At 63.9% G+C, this 14,346-nt stretch carries 8 protein-coding genes; 6 read left to right on the forward strand and 2 right to left on the reverse strand.

Annotation, left to right across the window (positions count from 1 at the left end; genetic code table 11):
• Position 1 precedes the first annotated feature (1 nt).
• Positions 2-1,243, reverse strand: a complete 1,242-nt coding sequence (locus ACJJVR_RS11210) for an Hsp70 family protein (protein ID WP_405404599.1) — start codon at positions 1,241-1,243, stop codon at positions 2-4.
• A gap of 197 nt (positions 1,244-1,440) precedes the next feature.
• On the opposite strand from ACJJVR_RS11210, the gene ACJJVR_RS11215 reads away from it, so the two are divergent.
• The 6 genes from ACJJVR_RS11215 (at position 1,441) to ACJJVR_RS11240 (ending at position 13,023) form a co-directional block, all read left to right on the forward strand.
• Complete coding sequence (locus ACJJVR_RS11215; RefSeq protein ID WP_405404601.1) at positions 1,441-3,312, forward strand: methyl-accepting chemotaxis protein; 1,872 nt, start codon at positions 1,441-1,443, stop codon at positions 3,310-3,312.
• A gap of 742 nt (positions 3,313-4,054) precedes the next feature.
• The gene (locus ACJJVR_RS11220) at positions 4,055-5,092 is read left to right on the forward strand and encodes a fatty acid desaturase (RefSeq protein ID WP_405404727.1); all 1,038 of its coding nucleotides are present in this window, start codon (positions 4,055-4,057) and stop codon (positions 5,090-5,092) included.
• Between the two features lie 746 nt (positions 5,093-5,838).
• Positions 5,839-7,083 (forward strand): glycosyltransferase family 4 protein, encoded by a 1,245-nt coding sequence (locus tag ACJJVR_RS11225; RefSeq protein WP_405404603.1) that lies wholly within the window; start codon positions 5,839-5,841, stop codon positions 7,081-7,083.
• Between the two features lie 131 nt (positions 7,084-7,214).
• The gene (locus ACJJVR_RS11230; protein ID WP_405404604.1) at positions 7,215-11,102 is read left to right on the forward strand and encodes a non-ribosomal peptide synthetase; all 3,888 of its coding nucleotides are present in this window, start codon (positions 7,215-7,217) and stop codon (positions 11,100-11,102) included.
• Positions 11,099-11,860 carry a WecB/TagA/CpsF family glycosyltransferase gene (locus ACJJVR_RS11235; RefSeq protein ID WP_405404606.1) on the forward strand — a complete coding sequence of 254 codons (762 nt, stop codon included), beginning with the start codon at positions 11,099-11,101 and terminating at the stop codon, positions 11,858-11,860. Before ACJJVR_RS11230 ends, ACJJVR_RS11235 begins: the two co-directional genes overlap by 4 nt.
• Positions 11,857-13,023 carry a glycosyltransferase gene (locus ACJJVR_RS11240; RefSeq protein WP_405404608.1) on the forward strand — a complete coding sequence of 389 codons (1,167 nt, stop codon included), beginning with the start codon at positions 11,857-11,859 and terminating at the stop codon, positions 13,021-13,023. The genes ACJJVR_RS11235 and ACJJVR_RS11240 overlap by 4 nt, the downstream gene beginning before the upstream one ends.
• Here ACJJVR_RS11240 and ACJJVR_RS11245 read toward each other — a convergent pair.
• The gene (locus tag ACJJVR_RS11245) at positions 13,020-14,345 is read right to left on the reverse strand and encodes an oligosaccharide flippase family protein (RefSeq protein ID WP_405404610.1); all 1,326 of its coding nucleotides are present in this window, start codon (positions 14,343-14,345) and stop codon (positions 13,020-13,022) included. The two genes, ACJJVR_RS11240 and ACJJVR_RS11245, sit on opposite strands and share 4 nt — an antisense overlap.
• Between the last annotated feature and the right edge of the window lies 1 nt (position 14,346).

Genomic DNA, 14,346 nt, shown 5'->3' on the forward strand with positions numbered 1-14,346 from the left:
CTTACCGCGCCGCGATTGCCAGCCCGTCGGCAACGGCCGTGAACACGTCCTGCGCCGAATGGGTGGCGTCGGGAAATGCCGCGCGCATGGTGTCCCCCACGACCGTCATCAGGCTTGACCCGCCGACATAAATAACCCGGTCGATATGCGCCGGGGTCAGCTGGGCACGGTTCAGGGTCTCGGCCGCGCCGTCGCGCAGCTGGGCTGCGTTGCGCGCCAGACTGTCTGCCAGGGCCTGCCGGGCCAGGGGCGCTGACAGCCCGCGTTCGACCTCATCCAACATGATGGCGGCGTCGGCATCGCCGTTGTTTGCGGCGATCTTGCCGCGTTCGACCGCAAAGGCCAGATCATGGCCCAGATCGTCCTCCAGCACGCGCGACAGGCGCGCCATGGCATCGGGCCGTTCAGCCAGGCGGACCATTTCGGCCACCATGCGGCGGGACTGGGGGGTGTTCACAAACGGAATCTTCTCCCACGTCGCCAGGTCGTTGTAGATCGCGTTCGGCACGGGCGACGTTCCAGGCCCCATCGCCTTGCGCAGGACGGACCCCCGTCCCAGCAGGGGCATCACGTGATCCAGGCTGACCGCGCGGTCGAAATCGGTGCCGCCGATGCGCACGCCGTGGCTGGCCAGGATCCGCACCCCCGTCCCTTGTCCCTGAAACAGCGAAAAATCCGACGTACCGCCGCCGACGTCCACGATCAGGCCCGTCGCGCCGGGCCGGGCGGCACCCGCGGCGATGGCTGCGGCCTCGGGTTCGGGCATGAAGTCCACATCACGAAAACCCGCGGCCAGATAGCATTGGCGCAGGTCGTCCTGGGCCTGGGCCTCTCGCGGGTCGCCGTCGCTGTGAAACACCACGGGCCGACCCGACAGCGCGCGGTCAAAGGTCTGGCCGGTCTCTGCCTCTGCCCGGGTCTTGATACGGTTCAGAAAGCGGGCAATCAGGTCCACGAACGTGACCCGCTCATTCAGGATCATCCGCTTTTCATGCATCAGCGACGTACCCAGGACGCGTTTCAGCGCACGCATGAACCGGCCCTCGTGCCCGTCCAGCAAGGCGCGGTTCGCGGGCTGGCCCATCAGGGTCGTGCGGGTATCCGCGTCCAGAAAAAAGGTCGTGGGCATCGTCGTTTGCCCCGGTTCCAGCCGAATCAGGCGGGGCGTGCCGTCGGGGGCATGTCCTGCCGCGGAATTCGACGTGCCGAAATCGATGCCCAGGCCGTTGTCGCGCGCTGCCATGTCGAATGCCCTGCCCTGTGACTGCGAAGGTGGGGTGCCTAGGCGGCGGTCGGGGGCAAGTCAAGCGCGCCGACGCTAACCTGCAGTTAGGATTTCTTCGATAGCATGGGCGCCTGGCCCCTGTTCCGGAGATTCCGATGCCTTTCGTTCCGCGCTTGTCCCTTCGCCAAAAGATCACCCTGACAAGTCTTGGCCTGATGACGACACTGGCCCTTGTCCTGGTCACGATGCTCAGCATGGCGCAACGCCAAAGCCTGTTGGAAAACGCCCAAAGCGCGCAACGCGTGACGTTGCGCGTGCTGTCCTCCGACCTGGCAGAGAATCACGAAGGGTATTCGGCACGAACGGGGACGGATGGTACATTGGGTGACGTGGTCTGGCCGGAAATCCCTGATTTCGCCGATCACACGATGATCGACGATGTGGGCGGCAAAACCGGAGAGACGGCGACGATATTCCGTCTGGACCCCGATCAGGGGCAATTCATCCGCATGACAACGAACGTCAAGCGGCCCGATGGCACCCGGGCCGTGGGGACGCCATTGGACCCCGCAGGTCCTGTTCACGCGGCAATGTTACAAGGCGTGACCTATTCCGGTACCACGATGATTCTGGAGCAACCCTATCTAACGCTGTACGTTCCGGTCCGCGATCAGGCAGGACAAATCAACGGCGTCTTGTATGCCGGTGTTGCGATGTCCGAGATCGAAGCCGTGCTTTGGCGCAACCTGATGACGGCTGTCGCTCTCACGGGTGTTGCATTGCTGCTGGCCTTTGCATTGAACCTGGCGATGACGCGCCGCGCCCTGCGCCCGTTGTCGGCCGTCGACGAGGCGATGCAAGATGTCGCGCGGCAACAGTATGACCGCCCCATTCCCGGTACGGCGATGCGCGATGAAATCGGGTCGATCGCCCGCAATCTGGAACGGTTCCGCGACGGCCTGGCTCAGGCCAGGGACGCCGCAGAGGCCGCCGCCGCGTTGCAGGCCTCCGGTGCCGCAGAGGCGCAGGCCCAATCCCGCAAGCAAGGTCGGATCGTGACCGACATATCGGTCGGTCTGGAGCGTCTGGCCGGTGGCGACCTGACAGCACAAATCACCAGTCCCGCACATGACCCCTTCCCCCAGGAATACGAGGCTCTGCGCGCGACCTTCAACAAGGTCGTATCTGATCTTGGAACGACAATGGGACGCATCGTCGACGTTGCGCGGCAAGTCCGGACCGGATCCGACGAGATCACGTCGGCCGCGCAGGATCTGGCCGGACGGGCAGAGACACAGGCGGCGACGCTTGAACAATCTGCCGCTGCGTTGACCGAACTGACCGCCAGCGTCCATTCGACCGCCGATCTGGCCCGTACCGCCGAAAATGTTTCGAAAAACAACCGCGCCATCGCAGAGGAGGGGCAGAGCATCGTCGGAGAGGCCATTCAGGCGATGGAAAAGATCGAGGCCTCATCGGACCAGATCAATCGGATCATCACCGTCATCGACGATATCGCGTTCCAGACCAACCTGTTGGCCCTGAACGCCGGTGTCGAGGCGGCCCGCGCGGGCGAAGCAGGGCGTGGTTTTGCAGTTGTCGCCTCGGAGGTGCGCGGGCTGGCGCAGCGCGCCTCCGATTCCGCGCGTGAAATAAAAGGGCTTATCTCGGACTCGTCGCAGCATGTGCGATCCGGATCATCCCTCGTCAGTCGTACAGGTGGCAGCCTTGAGCAGATTTTGCAGAAGGCACGCGAAGTGTCAGACCAGGTAGCGGCGATCGCCTTGGCTGCCAGCGATCAGTCCACAGCCCTGTCCGAGATCAATTCCGGTGTGAACCACCTTGATCAGGTCACGCAACAAAATGCGGCAGTAGCAGAACAGACCAATGCCGCCGCGGCCTCTCTGCAGCAGCAGGCCGGGGTGCTGGGTTCTGCGCTGACAAGCTTTACATTCCATCCGCCTCAAGCGCGGCAATCGCACGATGCAGGATCCCGTAGCGCGATCAGAGCAAATGCCGATTCGTCTGACGCAAGGACGCGCAGCCGTTCGACCAACGCTGGAACTTCGCGACTGATGGAGTTTTGACGGTCGGTAAGCGAAATTTTATGTAACTTGCCCGGACCGTTATGGGTTTGGGCAAGGTTTGGTCTCGTTAATGTCGTCATGACCAAAATCCAACGGTTTTTCGCGATCAACAGCGTACAAAGACCTACTCTATTGTTCGCATCATCTGCAGAGCCTGCTTGGTGCTCAGCAGACTGCTGCATCCGGCTTTCCAGCCAAGTCCAGACCGCGGGCGGTGGGGGGCTGCCACGTAGGCGAAGATTCTACGGCGCCCTGAATATTTGTCCCCAGCTGAGAGCCACCGGTGCCCCCGCTCCAACCTGTCGTGCCGGCATTTTCCGCAGCTGTGCTGTCCTCTGATCCGTCAGGCTGCGTTGCTGCAGTCGCAATACCGGCAGGCTCGGAGCAATCTTGGGCCGCGGAGGTACCCTGTTGCGTCGAGGCTTGCGCCAAAGCCGCTCCGCCCTGCAGGCCTGCGACGAAAACGGTCGAAGCAAGAATTGCGGCGCTGAGCGCCGATCGTGCGAACGGACATACCATCAGTGGCCTCGTTTGAACTTTGCAAAACGGAACGCCGCCGGACAGCGGCGGTTCCCCGACCGGCGGCGCCTGTGACAGGTCATATGACGGCAACGTGTTCCGTTGCGATTGGCATGCCCTTGTCATGATGCGGCAAACGGACGTCAAACGGGGCATAGGCGACGGCGTGCTTTATGTGCTATCGCCGCCTGAAATGAACGGAGGGGGCGCAGAGTCGCTGATTATGGGTACACCGAACGCAAGCATGCCGCGCCAGGCCAAGGAATGGGTGCAGGTCCTCGCCAAGTATCGAGAGCCCTCGACCCGTCGCAGCGTGTGGGAATTGACGGCCACGATTGTTCCGTTCCTGGCGCTTTGGGCGCTGGCTTGGGCAACATTGTCGGTCAGCTATTGGTTGGCTGTGCCGATCGCGCTGATCAACGGGCTGTTTCTGGTCCGTATCTTCTGCATCCAGCACGATTGCGGCCACGCGTCGTTCTTTCATAACCGCAAGGTTCAGGACTGGATCGGACGCGGGTTGGGCGTACTGACGTTGACGCCCTATGACGTATGGCGCCGCACCCATTCGCTGCACCATGCGCAGCACGGCAATCTGGATGAGCGCGGTATCGGCGACGTGATGACACTCACGGTCGGAGAGTATCGCAGCCGTGGGCGTGTCGGACGGCTTATGTATCGTCTTTACCGCCACCCCGTCGTCCTGTTCGTTCTGGGACCAAGCTACCTGTTTCTGCTGCAGAATCGTTTGCCACTTGGACTTATGAGGGCAGGCTGGCGTTTCTGGGCCTCGGCTCTTGGAACAAATCTTGCTCTGGCATTGATCCTGGGAACGATGATCTGGTTTGCCGGTCCGATGCCGGTACTGCTGATCTTTCTGCCCACAACGATTGTAGCCGGGACGGTCGGGGTGTGGCTGTTCTATGTCCAGCACCAGTTTGAAGAAACGCATTGGGCAGATGGGGACGAATGGCAGCTGCACGACGCCGCGCTGGCCGGGTCTTCCCACTATATCCTGCCTCAACCCCTGCGCTGGCTGTCAGCCAATATCGGCGTGCATCATGTCCACCATCTGTACAGCCGCATCCCATTCTATCGTCTGCCAGAGATCCTGCGCGATCATGACGAACTGGCCTCTGCGCAGCGGCTGACACTGCGGGAAAGCCTGCGGTCGGTAAACCTGCATCTGTGGGACGAAAAGCGCCGTCGCCTGGTCTCTTTCCGCGAGGCACGTCACCTTTACGGTTCCACCACGGCTGCTTGAGCGGTTGTGCAAGTCCTCTGAACGGTCCGGTATCGTGCTGTGCCTGATCGCCAAGGTGCACCGATTGCGCCTACCCTACGATACAGTCCATGCCCCTCCGGGCATGAACCCCAGTTTTTCCCAAATCACCCACTGCATTGCCAAGCATGTCGGTCACCCGGCAAACGGCTGAGAGCGTCTGACCAATCAAAGCTGCGTCTGCAAAGGCGACGATCGGTCATATCTGAACGCTGGCGCGTGAAGCGACTGTCGTGAGGGCAAGGCAACATCAAGTCATAGCAATCGCACGGCGCAGAAAGATCTGCACGCACATCACCGCGGCGAGCACCATCGATATGTCAGCTTTGACCGTCTTACCCCAAAGGGCTAATCGCGATCCGTACCACCACCGGCCGGGGCCGGTGCGTTCAGGGTCGACCGTCGGATGCACCTGCGACGTCGGTCAGAATAGGTGATAAGAAGAGATAGGGCGACGACGCTGGTCATGCCGCAGCCGATATAACCGCACAAGAATGATGCCAGCCATCCGAACCCCGATAAAAGGAACACGATGGTTGAGATAATTCCGATCACGGCGGATGTTGCGATAATACCAACCAGCAAAGCGAACCCGATCCCTTCATCAAATACCGTGTCACGATAGCACCGATCGGTTCATTTGCGAAACGAGATCGACAGATTGTTCCGGATCGATCACCATCGCAACGAATAACGTATTTGAATCAATCAACTTTAAGGCGAATAAAATGAGCGACACCGACATGGACCCGATGCTGCCCCTCGACCGGATCGGCTATGTCATCAACACATATCCCCGTCCGTCACAAACCTTCATCCGCCGGGAGATTCGCGCGTTGGAGGCGGCAGGCCTGACCGTAATCCGCTTTGCGATGCGCCGCGACGAACAGCCCGTCTTGTCGACCGAGGACCAGGCCGAGGCCGACCACACCGAATATGTCCTGGACCGCGGGGCCAAGGGGTTGGGCGTTGCGTTGATTCGCGCCGTGATCCGGCACCCGCGGGCGCTGGTCAGGGCGATTTCGGCCGGGCGGCAGGGTGGGCCGGGCCGCGGGCCGTTGCGCCAGGTGATCTATCTGGCCGAGGCGGCAGTTCTTGCCGATCGCTGCCGGGCACTGGGGTTGACGCACCTGCATGCCCATTTCGGAACCAATTCGGCGGATGTCGTCCGCTATGCCCGGATGCTGGGCGCGCCCGGCTATAGCGTGACCTTTCACGGTCCCGAAGAGTTTGACGGTCCCCATGCGCTGCTGTTGCGTGAAAAGGTGGCCGAGTCGCGATTTGCAGTCGCGGTCAGTGCCTTTGGCCGCAGCCAGCTGGCACGTTGGGCGCCGTTCGACGCGTGGGGCCGGATTACGGTCGTGCATTGCGGGATTGACCCCGCACTGTTTGCAAACCCCGTTCCCCTGCCAGCGGGGCCTGATGCGCAAAACCCTTTGCGGGTCGTCTGCATCGGGCGTTTCGCCGAACAGAAAGGGCAGGTTCTGCTGATCGAGGCGATGGCGCGCAGCTCTGCGCCGATCCAGCTGACGCTGGTGGGTGACGGTCCCCTGCGCGGGGACCTGGAACAGGCGATTCGGGCGCATGGCCTGGAAACGCGTGTCACACTGACGGGTTGGCTGGACGAGGCGGGGGTTCGTGATGCGCTTTCAGCGGCGCATGTCATGGCGATGCCCAGCTTTGCCGAAGGGTTGCCCGTCGCCCTGATGGAGGCGATGGCGGCGGGCCGACCCTGCATCGCCACGCTGATCGCAGGCATCCCGGAACTGATGGTTCACGGCCAGACTGGCTGGCTGATCCCTGCGGGATCCGAGACCGATCTGGCCGCAGCGCTTGATGCCGCCGCGCGTACACCGCGCGACAGGCTGGCGGAAATGGGCACCGCCGCACGCGCCCGCGCGCTGTCGCGCCACGACATCACGATAGAGGCGGCAAAGCTGGCTGCGAAGTTCGCGGCCACGCGCAACACGTGACGAACCACTCCGGACATCGACCTATCTAAATAAAATCTCAATCAATCCGCTATGCCGCAACTCTTTCTTTGCGGTAGCGTGGTTGCGCCAGTATGGCTTGTGTTAATTTTTCGTCGAAACGGATTCTGGTTATGCTGCATGCACCATCTGTCAGCGCGGATGATCGCGACGGCTTTTGTAGCCTGCCCGCCGCCACCGACAGTCAGGCGGCGTTTCTGGCGGCTAGCGACCAGGTCGGGTCGACGGGCGCGTATATTGAACAGATCGTTGTGGACGGGCCATCCACGCTTTTGGAACCACAGGCCCTGCGTGATGCCTGGCAGCAGGTGGCGATGCGGCACGAAACGCTGCGGACGCTGCTTGTCACCGACACGACGGGCATTCTGCGGCTGTGCGTTCTGGACCGAGCAGAGGTGCGCATCGACCCTGCCGACCTGTCGGATGCCGTCCTTGACCGATTTCTGACAGCCGACAGGACAGCCGGTGTGGACACTGCCGATCGGCCCGGCTGGCGCGTGACATACGGCGATCTGGGTGGGGGACAGTCGCGGATGGTGCTGACCATCCATCATGCCCTGATCGACGGCGCCGGCATCGCGCTGTTGCTGACCGACCTGTGGAGGATCCTGTCCGGGAATGCACCAGAAGCACCGGCCCACAGCTTTGTTCAAACGATCCGCGACCGGGGGTTGGACGAACCACAGGCCCGTGCGGCATTTGCCGCCGCACTGTCGGACGACACCGTCGCCGCCGCTTTTCCCGCGGCGCCGGCCAAGAATCACGGCCAAATGGGTCAGACCGACCTGACCTTGTCGATTGCAGCATCGGACGCCATCCGTCACCTTGCACGGTCGGCCACGGTCACGACGCTGACTGTGGTTCAGGCGGCTTGGGCAACGCTCCTGATGCGGTGGACCGGACGGCCGGGCGCGGCTTTCGGTCTGGTGGAATCGGGACGCGGGCATGCCGAGGACGTGGCGGGATGCCTGATCGCAACCGTGCCGTTTCAGGTGCGCCTGGATGACGTCGCGACCCTGGGCGATCTGCTGAACCGCTTGCGGGCGCTGACATTGGAACTGCGCCCGCATGCCCATGCACGGCAGACGATGATCCGGCAGTGGTCGGGTCGCAAGGGGCGCGCGGCGTTATACGACACGGTAGTGATGTACCAACACGGCACGCTGGCCACCCGGTTGGCGGCGAACGGCTGTGGCTGGACGGGCGTTCGCCTGATCGAGCAGGGGACGGCGCTGATGTCGCTGTCGGTGCATGACGAGGCGGCGTTGCGGATATCGCTGGAGTACAGCATTGCCCGTCTGCCAGAGGATATGGGGGACCGCATCCTGCAACAGGTCGCCGCATTGCTGCAGGCGATGGGACAGGCCGATACCGACACGCCCCTGTCCGGCCTGACGATGCTGGACGCGGTCGAACAGGACCGCCTGCTGGCCATGGGGCGGCCCGAACGTCCGGTCCCCAATGACGTTGCCGACCTGGCATCCGCGTTTGAGGCGACCGCCGCGCGTCACGGCAGCCGACCCGCGGTGACCGAGGCGCAGACAGGACTGTCCGTCGATTTCACCACCCTGGACCATCAGGCCAACGCGTTGGCAGCCCGGCTTGTCGGATGCGCGATCGGTCCGGGTGACGTCGTCGCGATTGCCCTGCCCCGGTCCGTGCGGCAGATCGCGGCCATGCTGGCCACCCTCAAGATCGGAGCGGCATTCCTGCTGCTGGATCTGGAACAGTCCCCCGATTATCTGTCCGGCCTGATCCGGCAGGCCCGCGTCAGGGCTATTGTCGCGCCTGAGGATACACCGCTATCCGCGTCCGTGCCCAACGTCCTGTTGGCCGATGACGCCTGCCAGGCGCATGCCCCACCGCGTCCCGCACTGAATGCTAACACCCTGGCCTATGTAACCTTCACCTCCGGCTCTACCGGAACGCCAAAGGCGGTTCGTGGACTGAACGCTGCACTCAGCGCGCATGCCCATGCCATCGCCGACGCCTATGCCCTGGCCGAGCGTGACGTTGTCCTGCAATTCGCGACGCCCAGTTTCGATGTCGCCCTGGAAGAGATCTGGCCCACGCTGCTGTCGGGTGCGCATGTCGTGCTGCGCGATGCATCGCCCCTCGGGTCGATCCAGGGGCTGCTGGACCTGGTCACGCGCCATGACCTGACGGTCCTGAACCTGCCTGCCAGCTATTGGCAGCAAATGGTGGCAGACCTGCGCGACCATCCCCGCCCCCTGCCGCCCAGCCTGCGCCTGCTGGTGACAGGCAGCGAACGGGTCCCGCCCGCCGCCTGTCGCGAATGGCTGCGGCTGGCACCGACCGTACGGTTCGTCAACGCCTATGGCCCTGCTGAAACCACAGTGACCAGCACGCTTTGGACGGGCAACAGCCTTCCCGAAGGGTCAGAGGTTCCAATCGGGCGTCCCGCGGGGCATGCCCGCATCCATTTACGCGCGCCCGACGGCACCCCCACTCCCCTGGGCGGCGAGGGAGAGATCGTCATTGGCGGCCGCGCGGTCAGCGGTGGCTATCTGGACGACCCGCAATCCACCGCGCAGGCATTCCTGCCAGACCCTGACATTGCGCAGGGTCGCCTGTATCGCAGCGGCGATCTTGGCCGCTGGTCGGCGGACGGACAGCTGATGTTTTTGGGCCGCGAGGATCGGCAGGTCAAGCTGCGCGGCCAGCGGATCGAACTGGGGCAGATCGAAAACGCACTGGCCTCGCAACCCGGCGTGGTGCAGTTCTATGTCGATCTGGACAAAGGGCCGCCGCCGCGCCTTTTGGGTTGGGTCGTGACGGAGGACGGCACAGACGTTGCGCGGATTACCCGAAACCTGCGCGACCTGCTGCCAGCCTATATGGTGCCGCGGCTGATCGCCGTGACCGATCTGCCGGTCACGACAAACGGAAAGATCGCGCGGGACCTTTTGCCGAAACCCGCTGCCGCGGGTCCCTTGGCAACCGCCGCACAGGCGGAGCCTCAGGTCCTGGCGGTGGCCGATTGCATGGCCAATGTGCTGGAACTGCCGCATGTTGGCCCCGATGACGATTTCTACGACCTGGGGGGCGACTCGTTGTTGGCGCTGCGGCTGATCAGCCTTGTGCGGACCCGCACGGGTTTGCGCCTGCATACGGCCGACGTGATGCAGGCCCCCACGCCCGAAGGGCTGGTGCGCCTGCAGCGCACGACCCCCGACAGGCCGCGCTATCTTATCTCGACCCAGCCCATGGGCAGCCGGGTGCCGATCATCGGCGTGCATGTGCTGGGCCGCAGACAGGCGTTGTTCCGGCCGCTTTCTGATGCGCTTGGTCCGGACTTTCCGGTGCTGGGTCTGACCGTCGGCGTCCCGGAAGACGGGCTGGAGATTCAGGTCGAGGCCGTCGCCCGCACCTACCTCGAGGAACTGGACCGCCACCTTCCGGGGCAACCCGTCTGCCTGGTTGCAGTATCGATGGCGTCGTATTTCGCGCTGGAACTGGCGCAGCAGTTGCGCCGGGCCGGACGCGACGTGCCCTTGCTGGTGGTTCTGGACGCGGCGGGGCCTGGGGGTCGGCCATCCGTACGCGGATGGGCCAGGCTGCGGGCCCATCTGGGCCAACTGCGCCGCCATGGCCTGCGCCACATCGTTGATACACTGCACAACCGCCGCCCTCACGACCAGCCAGAGCAGCGCGACCTGCTGCCAAGTGACGTCGATGGGCCGACGATCGACATGGCCCAGTTGATCGAGGCCAACGTCCGCGCGGTGGTCCATTACCACCCCCAGCCCTATGACAGCCCTGTCGCCATCTTTCGCGCCGATGCCAGCTTTTGGGATTCGCCAGAGGGCCTGCGACAGGGGCTTGGATGGGCGCCGATCGCGGCGGGAGGGTGGACGCTGCACGACCTGCCTGGCACGCATCTCTCGATCCTCGAGCCGGGCAACGTCGACGTCCTTGCCGGCCATCTGCGCGCGCTTTTGCCGCCCGGCCCGACCGCCCCACCCGTAAAGGAGCCATGATGCAATTCGCTGTCGGTGACGATCGCATAGCCCTGACCGTGCCGGATCGGCAGACGCTGTTGTCCATCGTGGAAACGCGGCTGGCGGCCCGCCAAGGCTTTGCGCTGGCGACGATGAACGTCGATCATCTGGAAAAGCTGCGCAGCGATGCCGATTTCCGGGCCGCCTATGCTCAGCACGACCTGATCGTGGCCGATGGCAACCCGGTGGTCTGGCTGGCGCGGCTTGGTGGTCAGAAGGTGTCGCTGGTCCCCGGATCCGACCTGGTACAGCCGCTGTGCGCGCTTGCCGCGCGGCTGGACCGCAGTGTGGCCATCCTGGCCGGTACGCAGCAAGGCGGACAGGACGCCGCCCGCAGGCTGACGGCCGCGCATCCCGGGCTGGCCGTCAGCCTGGTCGCGGCACCCGGTTTCCCCTTTGACCCCCACGGTGCCGAGGCCGATACCCTGCTGGACCGCCTGAATGCCAGCGGCGCATCGCTGTGCCTGTTGGCCGTCGGCGCACCGCGGCAGGAAATCCTGGCCGCGCGTGGGCGGACGATCTGCCCGCAGGTCGGCTTCGCGTCGGTGGGCGCGGGCATCGACTTTGTGACCGGAACGCAACGCCGCGCACCGCGGCTGTTCCGGGCCGCACGCCTGGAGTGGCTGTGGCGCGCTGCGCTGAGCCCCAGGCGGTTGGGACCACGCTATGCCCGCGGCGCGCTGATCCTGCCGGGCCACGCTCTGCGTGCGCTGCGCGCACGGTCCCGTCAGTCATGACCGGCATGTTGGTCATGGTGCCCTCGGTGCATGTTGTCGTGACACGGGACGGGCAGATGTGGATGGACGACAAATTCGTGGCCGGGCTGCACCTGTTCGCACGCGAATGGGGCGGCCCCACGCGGGTCATCCTGCGCAAAGGAACAGGTCTGCTGCCGTTTTCAAGCCCCGTGACGGCTGCTGATTTGCCCGGAGACCTGCGGCTGATCGACGAAAATGCCGCCATCACCGCGGACGATCTGCGCGGGGCAACGGTGGTACTGGGCACCGCAGACGATCACCGCCAGCTGAATCTGGCGCCGCTGTGCGCGGATGCCGGGGCGCGACTGGTCTATGCCATTGAATACCCGCTGCAAACGCGTTTGGCGGTTGCACGTCTGGACCTGGCGCGCCGGCCAATGAAACTGGCACGGACGGTCCAATGGCTGCTGATGCAGGAACTGCGGTTGCGCCGGGCGCTGCGATCGGCGGACGGCGTACAGGCAAACGGTTTTCCCGCCATGCAGGCCTATGGTGGGCTGAACGGAAACATGTGCCTGTATCTGGACAATCGGTCAGATCGTGGAACGATGGCCACGCCGCCTGAAATGCAGACCCGCGCCGCGTGGCGCGGACCGCTGCGGATCGTGCATGCCGGGCGCCTGATCGCGATGAAGGGGACCCAGGACCTGATCCCAACCGCCATCGCCCTGCGCGACAGCGGCGTTGAATTTCGGATGGACATCTTTGGCGCGGGGGATATGCGACAGACCATCATCGACGATCTTGCCCGCCATGCGTTGGACGGGACCGTCCAGTTGCACGAGCCTATCGATTTTGCGATCGGGCTGGTGCCGTGGATGCGCCGGAATGCGGATCTGTTCCTTGCACCCCACCGACAGTCCGACCCGTCCTGCAGCTATCTGGAGGCAATGGGATGCGGCGTCCCGGTTTTGGGCACCGATAACCGGATGTGGTCCGAACTGGCCCGGCAGTCGGGCGGCGGTTGGGTCATGCCGATGGGCAATCCCGACAGGGCCGCCGGCATCATCGCGGGGCTGGATCGCGCGGCAATCGCCAAAGCCTCGGCCAGCGCGCTGAAATTCGCGCAATCCCACGATTTCCACAGCGAGTTCAGGCGTCGCATCGATCACCTGCGCCAGGTTGCAGCGCTGCCAGGCTAGAGCAGCAGCACAGCAGCCAGAAGCATGCCAGCCAGACCAAAGACCAGATCATGCAGGCCGTCCCATGCCCCGTGCTTGCGCGCGATGCGCACCAGCATCGGATAGGCCAGGACCGCGGCAAGTGCCTGCCCCGCCAATGCGCCGGGAATACCCGCTTGGATACCACCAAGCGTGAACAGGCCAAGAAACAGCGTCGCCCGGACCAGCGTGACCCAGAAGAAACCGCGGGAATCCCCTCCTGCCAAGGCCGCCTGATCATAGCTGAGGCCGATCAGCGATGGGATGCTGGCCAGCGCGATCAGCGTCACCAGCGGTCCCGCGCTGGTATAGCGGGGATCGTACATCACCACGACCAGATGCTCTCCGAACGTCGCCAGCAGTGCCAGCAGCAGCATGAAGCTGCCCGTCAGGACGGCGCGCACGATCCGCACGCGGCGCATATGCCCTGCACTAGGGTCCTCGAATGCGGTACGATACAGCGGGATCATCACGCGCGAGATCACCGTCGTTCCCAGCATCAGCGGAAAGCTGGCCAGAAAGAAGGCGATGTTGTAGATGCCCAGCTGCGTCAGCGTCAGCAGCCGCGCAAGAACCGCCTTGTCACCCTGAGAGATGACAAAGCCCACCACAGTCGACGGCATGATCCACTTGCCAAAACGGACCAGTTCGGCCACGCAATCCGGGTCCCACCGAAATCGGTTGGCCGGACCGGGCATCCAGAAGCTGACCATCAGAACCTTGACCACGGACCCCAGAATCAATCCGATGACCAGCGCCCAGGCAGATTCCAGGATCGATGCCAGAACGATGGTGATGATCGTGGTGACCGCGGCGGTGGCCAGTTCGACAATCGTCAGGCGGCCCATCCTCAGGTGGCGGTTCGCGGTCTCGATCTTGGTGGGCAGCAGCCCATAGATCATCGCGGTGGTTCCCGCGACGGGCAGGAACCAGACCAGTTCGGGCACGCCGTAGAACGACGCCGCTGGTACCGCCAGCACGCAGCAACCCAACCACAGGATCACCCCGCGAATGGCCTGCATGGTAAACGCCGTGTCCAGAAAGGTCCGGTCGTCGCCCCTGCGGCTTTGCAGAATCGCAGGGGTGATGCCGACATCCGAGAAATTGTTCAGGCCCTGGATGATGACCATGATCAGGGTCATCAGGCCGAACACCTCGGGGAACAGCAGGCGGGTCAGGATCAGATTCGAGGCCAAGCGGATTGCCTGGATACCCCCGAAACTGATCATGGTCAGGGCCGAGCCGCGAAAGGCCCTTTGAGCCAGCCCCTGCCCGGTGAACAGCGATCCAATCAATGCGCGCATG

It is taken from the genome of Paracoccus sp. Ld10 (assembly GCF_045064235.1).
In the GTDB taxonomy this organism is placed as follows: Bacteria; Pseudomonadota; Alphaproteobacteria; order Rhodobacterales; family Rhodobacteraceae; genus Paracoccus.

Bases quoted from the DNA above. Each gene is read 5' to 3' on its own strand.
- ACJJVR_RS11210 (WP_405404599.1), bottom strand. From the start codon at position 1,243: ATGGCAGCGCGCGACAACGGCCTGGGCATCGATTTCGGCACGTCGAAT.
- ACJJVR_RS11215 (WP_405404601.1), top strand. From the start codon at position 1,441: ATGACGACACTGGCCCTTGTCCTGGTCACGATGCTCAGCATGGCGCAA.
- ACJJVR_RS11220 (WP_405404727.1), top strand. From the start codon at position 4,055: ATGGGTACACCGAACGCAAGCATGCCGCGCCAGGCCAAGGAATGGGTG.
- ACJJVR_RS11225 (WP_405404603.1), top strand. From the start codon at position 5,839: ATGAGCGACACCGACATGGACCCGATGCTGCCCCTCGACCGGATCGGC.
- ACJJVR_RS11230 (WP_405404604.1), top strand. From the start codon at position 7,215: ATGCTGCATGCACCATCTGTCAGCGCGGATGATCGCGACGGCTTTTGT.
- ACJJVR_RS11235 (WP_405404606.1), top strand. From the start codon at position 11,099: ATGATGCAATTCGCTGTCGGTGACGATCGCATAGCCCTGACCGTGCCG.
- ACJJVR_RS11240 (WP_405404608.1), top strand. From the start codon at position 11,857: ATGACCGGCATGTTGGTCATGGTGCCCTCGGTGCATGTTGTCGTGACA.
- ACJJVR_RS11245 (WP_405404610.1), bottom strand. From the start codon at position 14,345: ATGCGCGCATTGATTGGATCGCTGTTCACCGGGCAGGGGCTGGCTCAA.